This is a genomic window from Streptomyces sp. NBC_00223 (assembly GCF_036199905.1).
Lineage (GTDB): Bacteria > Actinomycetota > Actinomycetes > Streptomycetales > Streptomycetaceae > Actinacidiphila.
This window is the reverse complement of the sequence record NZ_CP108109.1, coordinates 692,359-712,809: the sequence shown is the minus strand read 5'-3', so window position 1 is coordinate 712,809 and position 20,451 is coordinate 692,359. Positions and strand designations below refer to the sequence as shown.

The window sequence follows — 20,451 nt, the reverse complement described above, 5'->3', positions numbered from 1 at the left end:
AATAATGTAGGGAAGGTCCCGGAGGACGTGCATCAGTTGGAAGTCCTTTTGCTTCGTGGGGCGTCGACTGTATGTTGGGTGGAGGCAGCCGAAAGGCTGGTGCTGCGGGTCGAAGGGCTTCGGCTCTGGCTTGTTAAGCATGGCTTCATGCGAATGCATCGTGATTCCGCTGGGCGCTTGTATGCAGCAACTGATTTCGACCGAGCGTACGCGGAAGCGATCGAGATGCAACGGTCTGGTGGAGACGGTGCCCTTGCCGCCTCTGGGCTGAATACATCCGAGTGGTCGGTATTGGGGATCGCAGCGAACCTTTCGGGTAAGGTTGGAAACTCCCTACGGTACTCGGTACACAATATTGATGCGGACCATGCTAGCCTCGCCGCGGAAGCAGTCCTGTACGCCATGGGGTATATGGATGCCACTATCGACGTGGTTGGTAATGAAGTGGACGGCATAGGGCCAAATGGGGTGGATTACGAGCGGAGGCTCAACGAAGGGTGACGGCGGGCGTAGGGCCTGCGCGTTCTTCGGCTTTGTTCGTAGTCGCCGGTGACGGTCGGCGATGGGTGTCGTTACCCTCGATGCGTCAGCGGTCGCGAGCGAGTGAATGAGCATCTGATTTGCCCCCTTTGTCCCGTGTGGGCGTGTGCGGGGTCGCCGCGTGTCGCTGCGACTGCGCCGAGGTTCCACGGCACCCGCAGGTGGTGGAGGTGTGCTCCTTGCTGTCTCGTCGGGGCTGGTGGGCAGGATTCAGGTGATGGTCGGCAGGATGGTCAGGCGCTGCCAGTAGGTGGTGAACGCGGTCGCCCAGGGCCAAATCCGCCCGACGCACAGGAAGCAGTGGCGGGCGCGGTCGGCGAGGCGGGTGGGCAGGTGGTAAGCGCGTAACGCGATCTTGCTGAAGTGTCCTGGTTGGCCGTGACCGCTGTGAGGATTCGGCTGTTCGTGATGTGTGACTACTCGGCCGTGGATCGTGGACGACGACTTGTGGGCGCTGATCGAGTCTGTGCTGCTTCCTTGGCCGGAGCGCTCGCCGGGGCCGAGGCCGGACTGGCTCTGTCTCCAGGGCATCCTGTTCGTTCTCTACAACGACATAGCCTGGCAACTTCTGCCGTTGAAGCTGGGGCTCGGCTCGGGCCAGACGTGCTGGCGGCGACTGGACTGGTGGCAGAAGGCTGGAATCTTCGACCAGCTGCACCGGATTCTGCTCGCGGAGCTGAACGCGGTCGGCAAGCTCGACTGGTCACGTGCGTGCGTGGATGGTTCTCACAGCCAGCCCCGCGAAAAAGGGGGCGCCGACACCGGTCCGTCACCGGTCGACCGGCGGAAAACGGGCAGCAAGCACCACCTGATCTACGACGGACGCGACACCCCGCTCAAGGTCATTACGACCGCGGCCAACGTCAACGACGTCTCCCAGACCCTCGCCCTGGTCGGCGGTATCCCGTCCGTCGTCGGACGCTCCGGCCAACCTCGCAGAAGAACCGAAGCGCTGCTCGGCGACAAGGGCTACGACTCCAACCCCAACCGACGGGAACCGCAGACGCCGGATCCGCCGATCCCCGGACGCGCTGAGTGGCGCCGAGGTTCAATCGGCGGCGGCGGAGATTGCCCAGCGGATGCGTTCACTTCTGCGTTGACGTGCGTTCGAATCGAGGGCCTTCGGTCTACGAAAAGGTGGGTTTGCGCAATACTCGACGTGAGTCTCTTCGAGGCGAAAGCCCGCCTTGACCGCAGCAGGACCGTGCGTACGGCGAGGTCGAGGTGAGCCTGAAGGCGGGGAGCAGGGGGCGAGCTTCCGTGGTGGTCGGGGCTGCGATGTCCGTGTGGTCGGGCTCGCGGGGGCGGGGGCGGTCGCGCGAGGATGCGGGGGTGATGGAGTGTGAAGCGGATCTGCTGGCCCTGCTGCGTGGGCTCGACGGTCCGGAGTGGCTGGAGTGGCCACCGGATGACGACCGACGCCGCACCGGTGCGAAGTTCGGCGGCCTGGTGGCACGGCTTGACGGTGACTTCGCCACTCGATGCGCCGAAGCGCGGGACACCCAGGATTCCCCCGAGTACGGACGGGTCACGGTGCCCGCCGAAGCAACCGTGTGCGGGACGCGGATCGTGGTGTGCGTGAGCAAGTTCGGGTCTCTCGCCCTTGTCTGCGCCGACAACCCCGGAGCCTTCCTCGACACCGCGGAAGCCCAGGCCGAAGGCGAGCTGGACGCAGCCGACCTCGCCAAGGTCCGTCGGGCGTTGGCCGACCTCGCATACACGACCGTGCCCGAAGAACTGCTGGAACGCGACTACGACGGGCCCGGCCGGCCGGCTCGGGGCCTTCAACGTCCCAGCTGGTGGGACCGCTTTTTCGGCGTCTTCTGACGACTTCCCTGCCTCTCCTTCAACGACGAGGCGGCGGCCCCCCGTTCGGCCCCCCGTTCGGGCCGAGTGGCGGCGCGGGTCAGATGGAAAGACCTTGAGCCGTGGCTTCGGTGTCGAGGTCTACGACGCGGTAGTCGGTGAGGCGCATGATGAGCTGGCCGGCCTGGAGCCAGCGGGTGCGGGTGTCGTCCAGGGCGAGTGTGGCGACGCCGAGGGCCTGGGGCTGGTACGGGCCGGGGACGTACAGGGCGCCGTACACCCCTGACAGGTGGAAGCGCCGGGCGCGGACGGCGGTGTAGTGGTCGCGCAGGTGGGGGCAGAGCCGCACGGCGCGTACGGCGCAGGCCAGGCAGACGGGCGGGTGCGGCGACTCGACCGGGGCCGGCCAGGGCTCGCGTTCGTACTCGGCCCGGCCCATGAGCCACAGCACCCCGTCACGGCTCTCGTCGGCCGGCCCGCCGCACACCTGACACAGCACCCGCCGCATCGCCCGCCGCTGACGAAGCGTGTGCACCGCCCCGTATTCGGGCCTGCCCTTCCCCGGACTCACACCGAATCGACGCCACAGAATTCTGAACGCATCGCGGTCGTAAGGGTGTTCGTCGGAATAGGCGAGTCGGTCCCGGTGCGCGACCAGGGTCCCGGGTAAATCCCTTTCCGACGACCAGGCGGTGATGTACGGCACGACGGCGCGCTGCGGGTGGGGGAAAGCGCCGAGAGGACGGGTGGCGGCGGCGCCGGTCAGGGCCATGGGGCGGACTCCCTGGGGGTTTGCGGTTGAGGGGACCCACCCTCGCGGTCGGGGTGACCGTTTCCCAGACCCGGCGCGGGGCCAACGTGCGCTTGTCCACAGGACATTGTCCGATCCGGCCGCCCGGCGGTACGTGGCCGGTGCAATATGGCAGGACAAGGAGGTGTGCGGGAAGTGGTCGAACGAGACGATGACGGACGCCTGACCCTGTCACGGGTATTGGGCAACGAACTGCGCCGGCGGCGGGAAGCGCTCGGCTGGTCGCTGCGGGAACTCAAGAAACTGACGACCTATGACCATGCGTACCTGGCACGGGTGGAACGCGGCGAACAGATCCCGTCCGACAATCTGGTGCGCACCCTTGACGAGCAATTGGCGACCGGCGGCATTTTCAGTGAGCTGCTGGAGGCCATCGGCAGTGGAACGATCCAGGAGTACCAGCGCAAAGGTGCCGAACGCGAGGCCAGGGCCGAACGTATTCAGGTCTTCGCCAGCAGCGACATTCCGGCACTGCTGCAGACGGAGGAGTACGCGCGGTCACGTATCAGGGCGCGGAAACCCAAGGCGCCCGCGTCCTTATTCGACGGCGCGGTATCCATGCGTATGCGCCGCAAGCTCGTGTTCGATCGCGAGGACTCACCACCGTATTGGGCGGTGATGGACGAAGCCGCTCTGAAACGCCCGGTCGGCGGACCGACAGTGATGGCGGATCAGATGGAGGCGCTGCTCCGTGCTGCCGAAGATCCGAACATGACCGTGCAGGTGGTGCCGTTCGAAGCCGGGGACTTCTGGATGCTCGGCGGATCGCTGACACTCCTGACCTCCCCGAAGGGGGCGACCATCGCCTACGTCGAATCGTTCGGTTCGGGCGAACTGGTAGAATCGACCAAGCGAGTCGTTGAACTGACGCAACACTTCGATTGGACGTGCAACCTCGCACTCAATGAGGAAGCGTCGTTGGAGTTGATTCGGCGATATTTGGAGGAATACCAGTGAACGTGATAGTCGATCTGAGCACAGCGCCCTGGCGTAAGTCCACGTACAGCGGCATGCAGAACGACTGCGTCGAGGTGGCTCCCGTGGACGGCCGCGTCGCCGCGCGTGACAGCAAGAACCCGGCCGGACCGGCCCTCGTATTCTCCGGCAGTGAATGGGCGGCGTTTGTATCCGGTGTGGCAGCCGGGGAGTTCGGCAACGCGTAATCGACCGCGGCCCACCGCACGCTCGGTGCCCCGTCCGAATCGGGCGGGGCATCGGCATGTGCGGGGCCGGGCTCGGGTGGTGCCGGGCCGGGAGTTGGGGCGGAGTGCCGATACGGCTCGGCCGGTCCTCGGCCGGGGCGGGAAGCGGCGTGGCGGCCTCGGGCAGGTCCGGCGGCCTCCGCGGGGGCACGGAGCGCTCGTCGCCCCTGCGGGCCGCGGGCGCAACGTGGTGCGCCGTCCGCCCCCGAGAGGGCGGACGGCGCGGGGTGAGGGGCGGTGGGGCGCCCCTCGGGGTTGGTCAGGAGCAGGCAGCGCCGTTGAGCGTGAAGCCCGTGGGTGCGGCGTACGCACCCGAGGTCGTGCCCTGGAAGCCGAACGACTGGGAGCCGCCGGCCGGGATCGTCCCGTTGTAGGAGAGGTTGGTCGCGGTGACAGCGCCGGAGGACGGGCTGACCGTGGCGTTCCAGGCGCTGGTGATGGTCTGGCCGGACGGGAGGGTGAAGCCCAGCTTCCAGCTGCTGATGGCGCTGGAGCCGGTGTTGGCCACCTTGACGTCAGCGGTGAAGCCGCCGGACCAGGACTGCGGGGTGACGGTCACCTTGCAGCCGGAGGAGCCGGTGCCGCCGGTGGAGCCGCCGTTGGTCGACCCGCCGGTGGTGGTCCCGCCGGTCGTCGAACCGCCGGTCGTCGAACCGCCCGTGGTGGTGCCGCCGGTCGTGGTCCCGCCGGTGGTCGACCCACCAGTCGTGGTCCCACCAGTGGTGGTGCCGCCCGTGGTGGTCCCGCCGGTCGTCGAACCGCCAGTCGTCGAACCGCCGGTGGTTGACCCGCCGCCGATGTTCACCGTCGAGGAGAAGGAGCTGACGGCCAGGCCCGCGCCGTTCTGCCAGGGCTCGAAACCGGCCTGGACGCTGGTGAGGTACCAGGAGTTCTGGGCCAGACCCCGGTTGATCGTCTCGTTGGCGAACGCCTTGACGTCGAAGCTCCAGCTGTCGATCGCCGAGGACGAGACGAAGGAGATCACGTCGTTGCCACCGTTGTTACCGGTCCACACGTCCCAGTTGCGCCCGGCCACACTCGCCGTGCCCACCTTGGAGCCCACCGGCTGGATGGAACCGACATGGTTGTACCACACCATGATCTCGGTCTTGTTGACGCCGTCCTTCTTGGCCGCCGGGTCCAGCCAGATGTCGTACGCGGCGTCGAACACCGCGTTGTTGACATACGTGTACGAGATGCTGGTCGGCGCGCTGCTGATCGAGCTGAGCTGCGCGGGCAGGTTCGTGCCCGGCGAGCAGTTGGTGTAGTGGCAGCCGTTGTAGATCGACGGGTACGACTTGGGGGCGCCGTTGGTGGCGACGGAACCGTCGGCCTGGGTGACCTGGAAGCCGGTGCTGGTGACGTTGATGCACTGGGCCTCGGAGGTGCCCCAGCGGTTGTTCTGCACGACGTAGCGGCCCTGGATCGTGGTCGAGCCGTACTGCGTGCAGATCTGGGTGTCCGCGTGAGCGGCCGGGGCGGTCGTCAGTGTGAGCAGACCGCCCACACCGAGGCCGAGTGCCGCCACGGAGGCCACGACGGCCTTGCGGGTTGATCGGAGAGCTTGCCTTAGCGTCTTCATGCTGACCCTTCAAACAGGCACGGAAGGTGGGGGGATGAGCAAGCGCCCGTGGAAGCGCTCCCACGCGATCCGTGGGAGCGCTCCCAAAGTGGCTCCGAGCACGGAACCGTATGGGGTCGACGCGCAAGTGACAAGAGTTACGACAGCATCTTCCCGGTGGGCGCCACCGCGATGGCGTGAATTGTCCGGTCGTCGCGGGCCTCGGCCGCCGCGTAGGGGCCCGCAGTCGGGGACATGACAGCCACCAAGCGAACACCGCTGACGTCCGCACCGGCCGCCCCCGCCTCACCCCGGACATGGCCGCGGCCCGTACGCCGGGGGAGCGTACGGGCCGCGGGGCGGAGGGGACTCAGCGGAGGGGACTCGGCGGAGGGGGCTCAGCGGAGCCAGGTGTGACGGCGGACGACGGGGATCGCGGCCCAGATCCGGCCGAGCCCCCAGGTGTTGCCCGCTGCCGCCACCGCGAAGACGATCATCGCGAGGGCGTAGACGACGTGGTAGTCGACGAACGGGTTGGACGACATGCTGGGCGCCCCGGTCGACAGGTGCTGGGCGGGCGGCCACTCCGCGGCCCACATCATGGCCATCAGCACGGTGCCGGCGACCGCCGTCAGCCGCAGGGCGACACCGCTGATCAGCGCGAGGCCGATCGCCAGCAGGCCCAGCATGAACAGCCAGTCGGCCCAGCCCGCACCCGCGATGGAGTGGAAGAAGGACTGGAGCGGGCCCGCCGAGACGCCGGAGAGGAAGCCCTTGGTGGGCGAGCCGCCGTCGGTCCAGCCCTTGCCCGAACCGGTGGCGTAGTGCCAGCCGAAGGTCTTGTCGAGGAACGCCCACAGGAACACGAATCCGGTCGTGATCCGGACGACGGCGAGCGAGCGGGCGACGACCGCGGTGTTCACCGCCGCGGCGGCCGCCGTGCCGTCCGCGCGTCCGGCCCGGCTCGTCAACCCCTTGTACCAGGACGGGAGATGAGCCCCGCTCCGCTGCCCGGCGGCGTGGTCGTGAACGGCCATGATGACTCCCTGGTCGATGAGTGCTGCCCGTTTCTGCCTGCGGTTTCACTGTCCCGCGCGCCGCCCCCGGCCCGCTGGGGGCCGACGACCCGTTCCGGTGGGCCGAACGGCCCTGCCGACAAGGACCGTTCGGAGCGCGCACCGGGACCACACGGGACGTACGACCCCGGTGGTGCGCCGACTCGCGCGTTCCCACCCCGGGCGCACACCGACTCGCGTACGCCACGGCCGTACGTCAACCCGCCTGCCCACCAGGGCCGTTTCGACTCAGCCCGCCGGCACCGGATCTGGAGCCCCCGCCCTCACCCGCCCCAGCTCCACCCCGCCACCTCCGGCAGGTCCGTACCGTGCTCGCGGATCCACGTGTGGTGCCGCAGCCGGGTGTCCTCCATCAACTGCCGTACGGGCGCGGCGGGTACGGCCAGGCCCGGGACACGGTCGATGACGTCCATGACGAGGCGGTAGCGGTCGAGGTCGTTGCGCACGACCATGTCGAACGGCGTGGTGGTCGTACCGATCTCCTTGTAGCCGCGTACATGCAGGTCGTCGTGGCCGGTACGGCGGTAGGCGAGGCGGTGGATGAGCCAGGGATAGCCGTGGTACGCGAAGATCACCGGCTTGTCGGGGGTGAACAGGGCGTCGTACTCGGGGTTGGACATGCCGTGCGGGTGCTCCTCCTTGGGCAGCAGCCGGGCGAGGTCCACGACGTTGACCACCCGCACCGCGAGGCGGGGCAGATGCTCGCGCAGCAGTGTGGCGGCGGCCAGCACCTCCAGCGTGGGGACGTCGCCCGCGCAGGCGAGGACGACATCGGGCTCGCCGCGGCCGTCCTCGGTGCCGGCCCACTGCCACACCCCGGCGCCCCTGGCGCAGTGCGCGCGGGCGGCGGCGGGATCGAGCCAGTCGAAGCTGGGCTGCTTCCCGGCGACGACGACATTGACGTAGTCCTTCGAGCGCAGCACATGATCGGCCACGGAGAGCAGGGTGTTGGTGTCCGGCGGCAGATAGACGCGCACGACTTCGGGCGCCTTGTTGAGCACGTGGTCGATGAAGCCGGGGTCCTGGTGCGAGAAGCCGTTGTGGTCCTGCCGCCAGACATGGGAGGTGAGCAGGTAGTTGAGCGAGGCGATCGGGCGGCGCCAGGGCAGGGAGCGGGTGGTGCGCAGCCACTTGATGTGCTGGTTCACCATCGAGTCGACGATGTGGACGAAGGCCTCGTAGCAGGAGAAGAGCCCGTGCCTGCCGGTCAGCAGATAGCCCTCCAGCCAGCCCTGGCAGGTGTGTTCCGACAGGATCTCCATCACCCGGCCGTGCCGGTCGAGGTGTTCGTCCACCGCCAGGACCCGCGCCTGCCACGCCTTGCCCGACGCCTCGTAGACCGCCTGGAGCCGGTTGGACGCGGTCTCGTCCGGGCCGACGAGACGGAAGTCGCGCCGCTCCGCGGTGTCGGCCATGACCTGTTCGAGCATGCTGCCGAGTACGCGGGTCGGCTCGTGGAGGGTCACCCCCGGTTTGTCGACCGGTACGGCGAACCGGTCCGGGTCGGGCAGGGGCAGATCGCGCAGCAGCAGACCGCCGTTGGCGTGCGGATTGGCGCCGAGCCGGCGTTCACCGCGCGGTACGCGGGCCAGCACCTGCTCGCGCGGCCGGCCGTCGGCGTCGAACAACTCGTCGGCGCGGTACGACAGCAGCCACTCCTCCAACTGCCGCAGGTGCTCCGGGTTGTCGCGTACGGCGGCCAGCGGCACCTGGTGGGAACGCCAAGTACCTTCGACCGGCAGCCCGTCGACGACCGCGGGGCCCGTCCAGCCCTTGGGCGTACGCAGGATGATCATCGGCCAGCTCGGACGGTCGCCTCCGCCGTACGCGGCGCTTCCGCCACGTGCCTCGGCCCGGATCGCGTCGATACGGTCCAGGGCGGTGTCCATCGCGGCGGCCATCGCGCGGTGCACGGTGAACGGGTCGTCGCCGGTGACATGGATCGGGTCGTGGCCGTATCCGCTCAGCAGCTCGTCCAGTTCGGCCTCGGGGAGGCGGGCGAGCACGGCGGGGTTGGCGATCTTGTAGCCGTTGAGGTGCAGGATCGGCAGCACGGCGCCGTCGTCGACCGGGTCGAGGAACTTGTTGCTGTGCCAGGACGCGGCCAGCGGCCCGGTCTCGGCCTCGCCGTCGCCGATCACGCAGGCGACCAGCAGATCGGGGTTGTCGAAGGCGGCTCCGTAGGCGTGGGAGAGCGAGTAGCCCAGCTCGCCGCCCTCGTGGATCGAGCCCGGGGTCTCGGGGGCGACATGGCTGGGCACCCCGCCGGGGAACGAGAACTGCTTGAAGAGCGCGCCCATCCCGGCGGCGTCGCGGGTGATGTCCGGGTAGGTCTGTGTGTAGGTGCCGTCCAGCCAGGAGTTGGCGAGCACGGCCGGACCGCCGTGGCCGGGGCCCCAGACGCAGATCGCGTCCAGGTCGCGGGCGGCGATCACCCGGTTGAGGTGGGTGTGCACCAGGTTCAGCCCGGGGGAGGTGCCCCAGTGGCCGAGCAGCCGCGGCTTGATGTGCTCGGGGCGCAGCGGCTCGGTCAGCAGCGGATTGGCCATGAGGTAGATCTGCCCGACGGCCAGGTAGTTCGCCGCCCGCCAGTGCGCGTCCAGGGCGTGCAGCTCGTCGTCGCCGAGGGCGGCGGGTTCGGGCGTGGGAACGTCGGACATGTCTTCCTCCGCGGGATCGGGGTGGTCCCCTTCACCCTCGGCTGCCCCGCATACCGCCCGATAGGGCCATCCGGGGCGTCCTCGCCGGGGGAGCCCCGGGCGGGCGTACGGCTGCTCCGGGGCCCGCGTCCCCGCCGGGCCGCCCGGGGTGCGCCGAACGGGGGACCGTTCGGCCCTGGTACGGGCGGGGCGGCGCGCGCGATGATCGGAGACCGGGGCGGACGGACGACAGGACGAGGACCGGCGGACATGACCGAGGCACGGCAGTTCTCAGCGCAGGCGCCGATCAGGGTCTTCCTGCTGGACGACCACGAGGTCGTCAGGCGCGGAGTCCATGACCTGCTGGACGCGGAGCCCGACATCGAGGTGATCGGCGAGGCCGGGACGGCGGAGCAGGCCGTGGCCAGGGGCCCGGCGCTGCGGCCGGATGTCGCCGTGCTCGACGTACGGCTGCCGGACGGCGACGGCATCACCGTCTGCCGGGAGCTGCGTTCGCGGATGCCGGCGCTGGCCTGCCTGATGCTGACGTCGTTCGACGACGACGACGCGCTGCTCGACGCGATCATGGCGGGCGCGGCGGGCTACGTGCTCAAGCAGATCAAGGGCTCCGACCTGGTCGCGGCCGTCCGCACGGTCGCCTCCGGGCAGTCGATGCTCGACCCGGCCACGACCACGCGGCTGATGAGCAGCCTGCGCGGCGAGGAGAACGACAGCACACAGGGGAACGCGGCACAGGCGCTCGCCGAACTGTCGCCGCGCGAGCGCGAGATCCTCGGCCTGATCGGCGAGGGCCTGACCAACGGGCAGATCGGCAAGCGGCTGTATCTGTCGGAGAAGACGGTCAAGAACAATGTGTCGCGGCTGCTGGCGAAGCTGGGGGTGGAACGCCGAGTGCAGGCGGCCGTCATCGCCACCCAGGGCACGCCCCCGCCTCCGGCCCACGGCCCCCGCTGACCGCGATTCCCTTGCGCGGGTGCGACGGCCGACGCGGCGGACGGCCGCGCGCCGCGGGCGTGCGGTGTGGGGCCCGGCCGGTTGCCGTCGGGGACAGTTTCCGGCGCTGCGCGCCGCGCGCCCGGCCGGGCCGGTTGGCTTGGCCCTCGTGGGCCTCGTCCTCTGCGGGGGTCGTCGGGGTCGCCCGTCGCTGGTTACGGCATCGCTGGGCCCCCGTCCCGGTCGGGGACGGCTGTGGCGTGGCCGGGTCGGCGTCGACGGCCTCGCCCTCTGCCCGGCCGAGTCGGCCTTGCCAACGGGGGCGGTTCCGGGCTCTGCCTCCGGGCCTCCCGCCCTTCGGTCGCTTTCCCGCCGGGGCGGGGGCGAAGCGATGCCTCGCCGGACTGTTGTCGGGTGCCGTGTGGGCTTTGTCCTTTGCCGGGCGGGGTCCGCCGGGGTCGCCCGTCGCTGGTCTCAACTGCCTCTGGAGCCCTCGCCCCCCTGCCGGGCCGGGCCGCCGTTGCCAACGGTGGCGGTTCCCGGGCCTCCCGGCCTTCGGCCGCCTTCCCGCAGAGGCGGGGGCGGGGGCGGGGCGACGCCTTACCGGGACGCGTGGCCCGTGCCGGCACGGCGGGGAGGGCCGAGTGGCCCACGTGGGGTGACCGACGGGCCCTGCCGGGCCCGCTTCCCGGACGCGAGGCTGGACGTACGTACCCGGGAGCACCGGACGGTCGGGAGGAGAACGGCATGAGGTCCACAGCACTGGACGCGGCGACCCTGGAGAAGCTCATCTCCGCTGCGGTGGCCGCGCCCTCGATCCACAACACCCAGCCGTGGCGCTACCGGCTCGACCCCGACACCTCGACGGTCGAGGTCCGCGCCTCGGCCGACCGCACGCTGCGGCGAGCCGACCCGCTGGCCAGAGCCCTGCACGTGTCCGTCGGCGCCGCGCTGTTCAACCTGCGGGTCGCCGTCGCGCACTTCGGCTGGGAGCCGGTCGTACGGCTGCTGCCCGACCCCGCCGAACCCGACCTGCTCGCGTCCGTCCGGCTCGCGGGCCCGCTGCCCGGCGGAGCCCACCACGGCCAGGACCTGTACGACGTGCTGTGGCGCCGGCACACCAGCCGACTGCCCTTCTCCGACCGGCCGCTGGCCCCGGGCGTGCTGACCGAACTGGTCGAGGCCGCGCACGCGGAAGGCGCCCTGCTGGCCGTACGCGGCGCGGCGGAGACCATCCGCCTGCTGCGGCTCACCGCCGAGGCCGAGTCACGCAACATCAGCGACCCCGAACGCAGGGCCGAGAGCCGCGAGTGGATTCGTGACGACGCCCCCGACGGGCTGCCCGGCTGGGCGCTCGGCCCGCAGGACGCCGACGGACACCTGCCCGTACGGGACTTCTCGGCCCTGCGCCCGGCGGACCGTCGGCCGCCCGCCCTCTTCGAACGGCACCCGGTGATCGCCGTCCTGTCCACCGGCCACGACCGCCCCGCCGACTGGCTGCGGGCCGGCCAGGCGCTGGAGCACGCCCTGCTGGTCGCCACCGCGCACGACGTACGCGCCTCGCTGATGCACCAGGCCCTGGAGTGGACGGACTTGCGGTGGGTGCTGCGGGATCCGCGCGGCGGCGTGGAGCACGTCCAGATGCTGATCCGGCTCGGCTACGGCCGCGAGGGCAGGCCCACCCCGCGCCGCCCCCTCCGCGACGTGACGGACAACTAGCGGGCGGCAGTACGACAATCGGACCGGCGGCAACCGTACGACGCGACCCGCTCCCGTACCCGCCCTACCGCGGTGGCCCCGCCGACGGCGGCGACGCCGGCACCCGCCAGACCAGGCGGGTGCCGCCCTGCGGCCCGGGCCCGATCCGGAACTCGCCGCCGAGCCGCTCCGCCCGTTCCGCGAGGTTGCCCAGGCCGCTGCGGCGGCCGCCGTCGGTGAGGCCGACCCCGTCGTCGGTGACCGTGACGGTGAGAACGCCGGCCCCCACCACGAGCGAGACCTCGGCGCCGGACGCCCGCGCGTGCCGCGCCACGTTGGACAGGGCCTCGGCCAGCACGGCGAGGGCGTCGTCGGCGACCGCGCCCGGCACGTCCGTGTCGATCAGCCCCTCCATCCGCAGCGAGGGGGTGAATCCGAGCGTGCGCGCGGCCTCCTCGACGGCCTTCGCCGCGCGGGCGCGCAGCCCCTGGGACGCGCGCCCGGAGTCGTGGGACCTGAGCCCGAAGATCGTCGAACGGATGATCTTGATGGTCTCGTCGAGGTCGTCCACGGCCCGCAGCAGGCGCTCGGCGGCCTCGGGGTGCTCGATGAACCGCACGGCGCTTTGCAGCGTCATGCCCGTGGCGAAGAGCCGCTGGATGGCCAGGTCGTGCAGATCACGGGCGATCCGGTCGCGGTCCTCCAGGAGCGCGAGCTGTTCGGCGCCGCGCCGCCGGTCGGCCAGTTCCAGGGCCAGGGCCGCCTGACCGGCGAAGGCGAGCAGCGGTGACGTCTCGGCCTCGGTGAAGGGGGCCGCGGCCTCCCGGCGGGCCAGCAGCAGCGCGCCGCGCACCCCGTCGTCGGTGACCATCGGCACCGCGACCGCGGGCCCGAGGCCGTCCCAGCGCGGCGGCCCGACCGTCACCCGCGAGTCCTTGGCTATCCGCGGGGTGGTGATCGGCCGCCCGGCGGCCATCGCGGCGCCCATGAAGCTGCCCTCGCGCGGCAGGAGCAGCGCCCGGTGGGCGTCGGCCTCCACCCCGTCGGCGATCATCACCTGGAGTTCGGTCGTGCCCGCGACGGGCAGCGCCACCACGGCCAGGTCGGCCGACAGGATGCGCAGGCCGTGCTGGGCGATCAGCCGGAGCACGTCCATCTCATCGGCTCCGGACAGCAGCTTGCTGACGACCTCGGCGTTGGCCGTCATCCACAACTGGCCCTCGCGGGCGGTCCGGTAGAGCCGGGCGTTCTCGATCGCGACGCCCGCGGCGACCGCGAGCGTGGACAGCAGGGTCTCGTCCTCGCCGTCGAACTCCTGGCCGCCGCGCTTCTCGGTCAGGTAGATGTTGCCGAACACCTCGTCCCGCACCCGGATCGGCACCCCGAGGAACGAGTGCATCGGCGGGTGATCGGCCGGGAAGCCGTACGACGCCGGGTGCGCGGACAGCTCAGGCAGGCGCAGCGGCTCGGGGTGGCGGATCAGCTCGCCGAGGATCCCGTGCCCGGACGGCAGCGGGCCGATCGCCTCGATCTGCTCGTCGGGGACCCCGACGGTCAGGAAGTCAGACAGCCGCTCGTCCTCGCCGATCACTCCGAGGGCGCCGTACTCGGCGTCCACCAGCACCACGGCGGTCTCCACGATCCGCCGCAGCACATGGGAGAGGTCCAGTTCCTGCCCGACGGACAGCACCGCTTCCAGCAGGCTGTGCACACGGTCCCGGGTGCCGCGCACCGCGTCGATCCGGACCTGCAACTCCTCCAACAGGTCGTCGAGCCGCAGCCGGGGCAGCTGCCTGCCCGAATTGCCGCGATCCTCGCCCAACGGTCCCTCCGTCCGTGCCGGGTCACCACGGTGACCACCGCCCGCCCCACCGTATCGGCTGGAGTGGGGGCGTGCGCCCGCGTGTTCGACATCAAGGGAGGCGAAGCGGACCGGGCGACGGGCACGGCTGTGTGCGCCGGGGGCTCGCGGGGGAGGGTGCACGTGGGGGCGTACGGCGGGCGACCGGTGACGGGCCTACGGCGGCGGGCATACGGCGTTCGGCGTACGGTGACGGCTCCGCGGCGAGGGGCCTACAGCACCGGCCCGCGCTCGACCCCTGCCGGCGAGGCGAGGGAGTCGTCGTACCGGTAGTCCAGATCCTCGGTGACCCGGACGACCCCGTCCACGCCCTGGCACAGCCGGAGCACGACGGGGATCAGACTGACGCGCTCGACGGTTCCGTGCAGCGTGACCTGCCCGTCGGTGACGTCCACTTGGACCTCGGCGGGCGTGATGCCGAGCGTACGGGCCAGCACCTCCCCGCTGATCTCCTCGCGGATGGCCCGGTCCCGGCGCAGGAACACCCGCAGCAGGTCGGCGCGGCTGACGATCCCGACCAGCCGCCCGGTCTCGTCCACCACCGGCAGCCGCTTGATCCCGCGCGTGTCCATGACGCGGGCGGCCTGCACGACCGTCCACTCGGGCCGGGCGACGACGGCAGGGCTGCTCATCAGCCCCGCGGCGCTTGTCGCCGACCGCGCCCGCCCGGCCGGGTCCGGTCGGCCGGACTGGCGGCGCAGCAGATCCGCCTCGGAGACCACGCCGACCGGACGGTCGCCGTCGTCCACGACGGGCACGGCGGTGATGTCGTGCTCGGAAAGCAGCTTGACGACAGCCTTGAAGGGGGCGTCCGCGGGTACCCGTACCACGGAACTGGTCATCAGGTCGCCCACTGTGCGGTGCCTCATGGTGGCTTCTCCCTGCCGGTCGTGGAGTCTTTCCGCCCACTCTGCGCGGTTCGCCGCGCCGGGCGTAGGGCCGACCGGGGCAAGCCCGCCGGGGCCCATGGTCCCGGCGTCCCGGCGTCCCGGCGTCCTGGCGGGCGGGGCCGGGCCGGTCGGCCCGGCCCGGGGTCCCGGACGGCCCTCGCGCGGCGGGCCGGGCGGGACCAGAGTGGAAGAGGTGCCGTACGGCCTCGGGCGGCTCACGGCCTCGCGGTCGTCCCGCACGACCTGCACCGCCGCAGTACGGAAGGACGTGATCGCGTGAACGGACAGCCGGACACGGCAGGCGACATCGGCCGGCGGCTGGCGCTGCGCCGCAAGGAGGTCGGGCTCAGCCGCGAGGAGGTGGCCGACCGGGCCGGGGTGGCTCCCGGCTACCTCCAGTACGTCGAGGAGCAGCAGGGGGCGTTTCCCGGGCAGGCGTTCCTGCTCCGGGTGGCCGACGCGCTGGGCACCACGACGTCCCACCTGCGCGGGGGCGACGCCGGGCTGCCGCCGGGCACGGGCAGGGCCGCGGGCCACCCGACGTTCACCGTCCTCGACCCCGACGAGTGCCGGGCCCTGATGTCCGACCACGGAGTGGGCCGGCTCGCCGCCGTCACCCCCGAGGGGCCGGTGATCCTGCCGCTCAACTACGACGTGGTGGACGGCGCCGTCGTGTTCAGGACGGCCGAGGGCGCGGTGCCGTCCCTCGCGGCGGGCACCGAGGTCGCCTTCGAGGTGGACCGGATCGACGACGCGCTCAGCCAGGGCTGGAGCGTCCTGGTCACGGGCCCGGCGACCCGGGTCACCGACGAGCAGGCCGTACGCCGCCTCGCCGCCGCCGCGCACTCCGGGCCCTGGGCGGGCGGGCACCGGGACGTATGGATCCGCGTCGACCCGGAACGGATCACCGGGCGGCGGATCTCGGCGTCCTGAACGGGTCCGCGTCCGCGGGGGGTCTGTACGCGGCTCCGGGTGCGCGGGCCGGGGGCGGGGCCCCGAACCCGCCGCGACGGCGGGACGTCAGACGAACCGGTTCGGCGGTGTCCGACCGGCCCCCGTCGGTCGGCGACGCGAGCCCTGGGAAGGGGCTCCGGCGCGGGCGGGTGCGGGTGAGTCGGGTGGCGTCACCCGATGCCGCCGCGATGGCGGGACGTGGGACGTCCCGGTCCGGCGGTGCCCGGGCCGGTACGTGGCGCCGGGCGGCGGGGCCGGCGGGTTGGGCGGTCGGGCCTCCGCCGGAGCACCGGCGGCCGTACGTCGCGCCGAGGCACTGCCCGGCCAGGGCCCGTACGGAGTGCGGCGTCGTACCGGTCGACGGTGACGGCGGCGGCCGGTCGCCGACGTGTGGCGGGCGGGCCCCCGGCAGGCCGCGTTACCCGTTCGGCTCTCCCCGGTGGGACGCGCGGGCCGCGTCCGGGCACATGGAGAACATGACCGAGCACTGCGCCGGGCCCGGTGAGGGCGCCCCCGGCGGGGCGGGCGCGCGGGTGAGCGCTGCCCGCGCGGCGCGCGTGCCGGTACGCGGGCGGCGCACGCCGGCCGGGCGCGACCGCCGGAGCGCGGGACCCGCCGACGGCCGGGCGGACCGGGCGGGGGACACTCGTCAGCGGGACCCCGGCGACCGGGGCCCGCCACGGGACGAGGCTCCGCGACGCAGCGCGCCCTGCGACGCGAAACCCCTATCGAACGGCTGGAACAGCCCGTGACACCCTCCCCCCTCGACCCCGCCGCCCTCCTCGCGCGGACCGACGCCGACGTCCCCGCGGCGGTGCGCCGCGCGCTGGAAGCCTTCCTCGACCGGCGCCTGAAGGAGGCCGCGGCCGTCGACGCCACCTTCGCGGCGGACGTGGCCCGGCGGCTCGCGGACTTCGCCCTGGGCGGGGGCAGCCGACGGCGTTCCGCCCTGGTCTGGTGGGCGTGGCGCGCCTGCGCCGCGCCCGCGGACGACAGCGCGCGGGCGGTGCTCGACGTCGCCGCCTCCGTCGAACTCGTCCAGTCCTGCGCGCTCGTCCACGACGACGTGATGGACGGCTCCCTGCTGCGCCGGGGCCGCCCCTCCGTACACGTGGACTTCGCCCGCCAGCACCCGGGCGGCGGCGCGCCCGGCGCCGGGGCGGCCGCGCCCTTCGGCTGGTCGGCCGCCGTGCTCGTCGGCGATCTGGCGCTGGCCTGGGCGGACGACCTGGTCGCCGAGGCCGGGCTGTCGGCCGGCGCGCGGAGTCGGCTGCGGCCGGTGTGGGCGGCCATGCGTACGGAAATGGTCGCGGGCCAGTATCTCGACCTGCACGCGCAGACGACCGGCGAACGCTCGCCGGCCCGCGCGATGCGCATGGCGTATCTCAAGAGCGCGCTGTACTCCGCCGAGCGGCCGCTCGCGCTCGGCGCCGCGCTGGCGGGGGCAGACGCCGCCGACGCCCGCGCGCTGCGTGACGCGGGCCGGTGCGCGGGCGTCGCCTTCCAGCTGTACGACGATCTGCTCGGCGTCTTCGGCGACCCCCGGCGCACGGGCAAGCCCTCGGGGGACGACATCCGCGAGGGCAAGCTCACGTATGTGACGGCCGTCGCGCGCGTCCGGGCCGAGAAGTCCGGCGACAAGGCCGCCTTGCGGCTGCTGGACGACGCGGTCGGCGACCGCGCACTCTCGCCGGCGGACCTCGCCGCCGTACGGGAGGCCCTGACGCGGACCGGGGCACGGGCGGTCGTCGTACGCCGGATCGACCGGCTGATGGAACGCTGCGCCGCCCGTCTCTCCGCCGCCCACCTCACCCCACGGGCCCGCACCGCCCTCCTCGACGTCCTCGAAGCGTCCACGGGCCGGGGCCCCGCGGCCTACGATCCGTACGATCCGACGACGAGGTCGTCGTGACCGACCGCCCCCGCCCGGGCCTGCCGTCGGCCGCGACACAGAACCTCAGCTGCGGCGGCCGTCCGTCCCGGCCAGCAGCCAGGCGAGGAGATCGCCGGTGACACGTTCGCCACCGCTGTCCTCGATGTCCCCGTCGACCGCACGGAAGTCCAGCCGGTACACCGACGTCCGGTCGCGGCCGTGGCGCCGCATGAACAGTCCCCGTCCGCCGCCGTCGTCACCGATGAGCACCCAGTGCGGCGCCAAGGCCCGTACCCGGTACGTCCTGTCGCGTTCGACGAACGTGTGCGGTCCGTAGACATGGACCCCGTCGGGCCGCAGAACGCCAGGGGTGGACCGCCACAAGCGGGCGATCGTCGGGTTCGGGCCGTTTCCGAGCCCCGACGCGAGTGCGACCCGCGCGGTCAGGAATCCCGCGAAGGAATCCGCGAACCGCTCCTCGCCCCCTGTGAAGCAGTCCCACCGGACCACCGGACACTCCTCGTCCTCCCGCTCGTCGAGGGCGAAGTGGTAACTGTCGTCGCAGTCGCCGTCGTCGTGGAAGCCGAGCCGGTTCCCGGCCCGCAGCCCGGTGAGGTCCCCCACCGCCCCGGCGTGCCGGGGCGGTACGACGGTCGCCAGCGCCTCACCGTGGACCGTTCCCTCGCCGTAGTGCGCCAGCCACCACCGGTACGACGCCGGCAGCGGGCCCACGACCGACTCCGCCCGGCGGATGTCGGCCTCCGGGCAGCCCCGGTCGGGCCTGGTGCCGATCACCGGCGACGAATCGATCAGGTCGCGCAGGAGTACGAGATCAGGCTTCACGGAACGCGACACTGCCATACGCGATCCGGCGCCCGCCGAGGGCGTCGCGTCGGGGGTCCCGGCCCGTGCCGCGCGTCCGCCGACGCCCTGACCCGCCGGGCCTGTCGGGGGTGCTTCCCGCGAGGCCGCGGCCGGCTCCCGTACGCGGAGGCGCCGACGCGCGCCGACGTGCGCCCCCCGCGGGGCCTGTTCGGGTCGCCGCGCGCGGCGGGATGGTGACGGATGTCTTGACGCGCGGGCAGCCCGGATGCCATTGATAGGCATCTGTGGGAGCGCTCCCACAAGATCCCCCCACGCGGAAGGACCGAAGATGAGGACCCACCACCCCCTGGCGCGACCTCTACTCAGAACGATGCTCGCCGTGCTGCTCGTCGTGGCCGCCGTCGTCGGTGTGCGGGGCGCCCGCCCGGCCGCCGCCGCGTCGCCGGCCGCCGCTGCCGCGCCCGTGCGGATCATGCCGCTCGGTGACTCCATCACCGGCTCGCCCGGTTGCTGGCGCGCCCTGCTCTGGAACCAGCTGCAGAACGCCGGTTACAAGAACATCGACTTCGTCGGCACCCTCGGCCCGCAGGGCTGCTCGGTTCCGTACGACGGCGACAACGAGGGCCACGGCGGCATCCTGGCGACCAACATCGCCAGCCAGAACCAGCTGCCCGGCTGGCTGTCGGCCACCAAGCCCGACATCGTTATCATGCACCTGGGGACCAATGACGTCTGGAGCAACATCGCGCCCAGCCAGATCCTCGCGTCCTTCACCACGATGGTCGGCCAGATGCGGGCGAGCAACCCCTCGATGAAGGTCCTGGTCGCCCAGATCCTCCCGATGAACCCGAGCAACTGCGCCGAGTGCGCGCAGCGCGTCATCACGTTCAACCAGCAGATCCCGGCGTGGGCGCAGTCGATCAGCACCGCGCAGTCGCCGGTGACGGTCGTGGACCAGTGGACCGGGTTCAACGACGCCACCGACACGTCCGACGGCGTCCACCCCAATGACGCGGGCATCGTGAAGGTGGCCGCCCGTTGGTACCCGCCGCTGGCGGCCCTGCTCAGCACGGGCGGCGGCACCACCGGTGGTACGAGCACCGGTGGTACGACGACCGGCGGCACCACGACCGGCGGTACGACCACCGGCGGGACGACCGCCGGCTCCACGTCCGGTTCGACCGCGGGCTCCACCACGGGGTCGACCAACGGCGGCAGCACCACCGGCAGTTCAAGCGGCACCACCGCCGGCTCCACGACCGGTTCCACCAGCGGCACGACCAACGGTGGTACGACGACCGGCGGCACCACCACCGGAGGCTCCGGCTCCGGCGGCACGGGCGGCGGGGGCTGCACCGCCGTCCTCAGCATCACGTCCTCCTGGCAGGGCGGCTACCAGGGCGCGATCACGGTGAAGAACACCTCCGGCGGGTCGATCCGCAGCTGGGCCGTGACCATCGTCCCGAACGGAGGCGCCCAGATCACCCAGGCCTGGAACGGCACCCTGACCACTGGCTCCAACGGATCGGCCACCGTCCGCAGCGCCGACTGGAACGGCTCTCTGGCCAACGGAGCGAGCACCGACTTCGGCTTCCTCGCCTCCCTGCCCGCCGGCGCGGGCAACCCCACCGCCACGGTGAGCTGCTCGGCGACCGCCTGACCGGGGGCCCGCGCCGACGGGCACCCACCAAGCGGCCACCCGCCCCCGGGCGGGTGGCCGCCCACCAGCCCAACGCCCGGCCCATGCTCCAGCGCCCCGCG

17 protein-coding genes are annotated in these 20,451 nt (G+C 72.1%); 10 read left to right on the top strand and 7 right to left on the bottom strand.

Going from position 1 to position 20,451, the window contains the following annotated elements; all coding sequences use genetic code 11:
- The first annotated feature begins 78 nt into the window (after nt 1-78).
- The 3 genes from OHA30_RS03075 (at nt 79) to OHA30_RS03065 (ending at nt 2,367) form a co-directional block, all read left to right on the top strand.
- Nucleotides 79-501, top strand: coding sequence for a hypothetical protein (locus OHA30_RS03075; RefSeq protein WP_328912231.1), 423 nt, complete (start codon nt 79-81; stop codon nt 499-501).
- A 472-nt stretch (nt 502-973) separates the two neighbouring features.
- Nucleotides 974-1,768, top strand: a complete 795-nt coding sequence (locus OHA30_RS03070) for an IS5 family transposase (RefSeq protein WP_328912230.1) — start codon at nt 974-976, stop codon at nt 1,766-1,768.
- A gap of 107 nt (nt 1,769-1,875) precedes the next feature.
- The gene (locus tag OHA30_RS03065; protein WP_328912229.1) at nt 1,876-2,367 is read left to right on the top strand and encodes a hypothetical protein; all 492 of its coding nucleotides are present in this window, start codon (nt 1,876-1,878) and stop codon (nt 2,365-2,367) included.
- A 79-nt stretch (nt 2,368-2,446) separates the two neighbouring features.
- Here the strand turns inward: OHA30_RS03065 and OHA30_RS03060 are convergent, their stop codons facing one another.
- Complete coding sequence (locus OHA30_RS03060) at nt 2,447-3,118, bottom strand: hypothetical protein (RefSeq protein ID WP_328912228.1); 672 nt, start codon at nt 3,116-3,118, stop codon at nt 2,447-2,449.
- 174 nt (nt 3,119-3,292) lie between these two features.
- Here OHA30_RS03060 and OHA30_RS03055 point away from each other — a divergent pair, with 174 nt between their 5' ends.
- Both OHA30_RS03055 and OHA30_RS03050 read left to right on the top strand, forming a co-directional pair.
- Nucleotides 3,293-4,114, top strand: a complete 822-nt coding sequence (locus OHA30_RS03055; protein ID WP_328912227.1) for a helix-turn-helix domain-containing protein — start codon at nt 3,293-3,295, stop codon at nt 4,112-4,114.
- Entirely contained in the window at nt 4,111-4,320 is a 210-nt protein-coding gene (locus OHA30_RS03050; RefSeq protein ID WP_328912226.1) for a DUF397 domain-containing protein, read from the top strand. The genes OHA30_RS03055 and OHA30_RS03050 overlap by 4 nt, the downstream gene beginning before the upstream one ends.
- Before the next feature lie 298 nt (nt 4,321-4,618).
- Here the strand turns inward: OHA30_RS03050 and OHA30_RS03045 are convergent, their stop codons facing one another.
- The 3 genes from OHA30_RS03045 to OHA30_RS03035 form a co-directional block, all read right to left on the bottom strand.
- A complete protein-coding gene (locus tag OHA30_RS03045) occupies nt 4,619-5,941 on the bottom strand; it encodes a GH12 family glycosyl hydrolase domain-containing protein (protein ID WP_328912225.1) in 1,323 nt (440 codons plus the stop codon).
- 377 nt (nt 5,942-6,318) lie between these two features.
- Complete coding sequence (locus tag OHA30_RS03040; protein WP_328912224.1) at nt 6,319-6,957, bottom strand: hypothetical protein; 639 nt, start codon at nt 6,955-6,957, stop codon at nt 6,319-6,321.
- Between the two features lie 302 nt (nt 6,958-7,259).
- Entirely contained in the window at nt 7,260-9,656 is a 2,397-nt protein-coding gene (locus OHA30_RS03035) for a phosphoketolase family protein (protein WP_328912223.1), read from the bottom strand.
- A gap of 249 nt (nt 9,657-9,905) precedes the next feature.
- On the opposite strand from OHA30_RS03035, the gene OHA30_RS03030 reads away from it, so the two are divergent.
- Together OHA30_RS03030 and OHA30_RS03025 are read left to right on the top strand one after the other, a co-directional pair.
- Nucleotides 9,906-10,610 (top strand): response regulator transcription factor, encoded by a 705-nt coding sequence (locus tag OHA30_RS03030; protein ID WP_328912222.1) that lies wholly within the window; start codon nt 9,906-9,908, stop codon nt 10,608-10,610.
- Nucleotides 10,611-11,336: 726 nt separating this feature from the next.
- Entirely contained in the window at nt 11,337-12,308 is a 972-nt protein-coding gene (locus tag OHA30_RS03025) for an Acg family FMN-binding oxidoreductase (RefSeq protein WP_328912221.1), read from the top strand.
- Between the two features lie 64 nt (nt 12,309-12,372).
- Here the strand turns inward: OHA30_RS03025 and OHA30_RS03020 are convergent, their stop codons facing one another.
- Both OHA30_RS03020 and OHA30_RS03015 read right to left on the bottom strand, forming a co-directional pair.
- A complete protein-coding gene (locus tag OHA30_RS03020) occupies nt 12,373-14,109 on the bottom strand; it encodes a sensor histidine kinase (RefSeq protein ID WP_328912220.1) in 1,737 nt (578 codons plus the stop codon).
- Between the two features lie 251 nt (nt 14,110-14,360).
- On the bottom strand, nt 14,361-15,017 hold the full coding sequence (locus OHA30_RS03015) for a CBS domain-containing protein (RefSeq protein ID WP_328912219.1): 657 nt from the start codon (nt 15,015-15,017) through the stop codon (nt 14,361-14,363).
- A gap of 297 nt (nt 15,018-15,314) precedes the next feature.
- Between OHA30_RS03015 and OHA30_RS03010 the strand changes: the two genes are divergently transcribed.
- Nucleotides 15,315-15,971 (top strand): helix-turn-helix domain-containing protein, encoded by a 657-nt coding sequence (locus tag OHA30_RS03010; RefSeq protein ID WP_328912218.1) that lies wholly within the window; start codon nt 15,315-15,317, stop codon nt 15,969-15,971.
- A gap of 769 nt (nt 15,972-16,740) precedes the next feature.
- Nucleotides 16,741-17,904: a polyprenyl synthetase family protein gene (locus OHA30_RS03005; protein WP_328912217.1), complete on the top strand. Its 1,164-nt coding sequence runs from the start codon at nt 16,741-16,743 to the stop codon at nt 17,902-17,904.
- Nucleotides 17,905-17,949: 45 nt separating this feature from the next.
- Here OHA30_RS03005 and OHA30_RS03000 read toward each other — a convergent pair whose 3' ends face one another.
- Entirely contained in the window at nt 17,950-18,708 is a 759-nt protein-coding gene (locus OHA30_RS03000; protein ID WP_328912216.1) for an SMI1/KNR4 family protein, read from the bottom strand.
- Between the two features lie 310 nt (nt 18,709-19,018).
- On the opposite strand from OHA30_RS03000, the gene OHA30_RS02995 reads away from it, so the two are divergent.
- A complete protein-coding gene (locus tag OHA30_RS02995; protein ID WP_328912215.1) occupies nt 19,019-20,350 on the top strand; it encodes a GDSL-type esterase/lipase family protein in 1,332 nt (443 codons plus the stop codon).
- Nucleotides 20,351-20,451: the final 101 nt, after the last annotated feature.

What these genes read in the sequence shown, in the direction of transcription:
- OHA30_RS03030 (WP_328912222.1), top strand. Translation starts at nt 9,906, where the DNA reads ATGACCGAGGCACGGCAGTTCTCAGCGCAGGCGCCGATCAGGGTCTTC.
- OHA30_RS03025 (WP_328912221.1), top strand. Translation starts at nt 11,337, where the DNA reads ATGAGGTCCACAGCACTGGACGCGGCGACCCTGGAGAAGCTCATCTCC.
- OHA30_RS03035 (WP_328912223.1), bottom strand. Translation starts at nt 9,656, where the DNA reads ATGTCCGACGTTCCCACGCCCGAACCCGCCGCCCTCGGCGACGACGAG.
- OHA30_RS03040 (WP_328912224.1), bottom strand. Translation starts at nt 6,957, where the DNA reads ATGGCCGTTCACGACCACGCCGCCGGGCAGCGGAGCGGGGCTCATCTC.
- OHA30_RS03045 (WP_328912225.1), bottom strand. Translation starts at nt 5,941, where the DNA reads ATGAAGACGCTAAGGCAAGCTCTCCGATCAACCCGCAAGGCCGTCGTG.
- OHA30_RS03060 (WP_328912228.1), bottom strand. Translation starts at nt 3,118, where the DNA reads ATGGCCCTGACCGGCGCCGCCGCCACCCGTCCTCTCGGCGCTTTCCCC.
- OHA30_RS02995 (WP_328912215.1), top strand. Translation starts at nt 19,019, where the DNA reads ATGAGGACCCACCACCCCCTGGCGCGACCTCTACTCAGAACGATGCTC.
- OHA30_RS03015 (WP_328912219.1), bottom strand. Translation starts at nt 15,017, where the DNA reads ATGAGGCACCGCACAGTGGGCGACCTGATGACCAGTTCCGTGGTACGG.
- OHA30_RS03065 (WP_328912229.1), top strand. Translation starts at nt 1,876, where the DNA reads ATGGAGTGTGAAGCGGATCTGCTGGCCCTGCTGCGTGGGCTCGACGGT.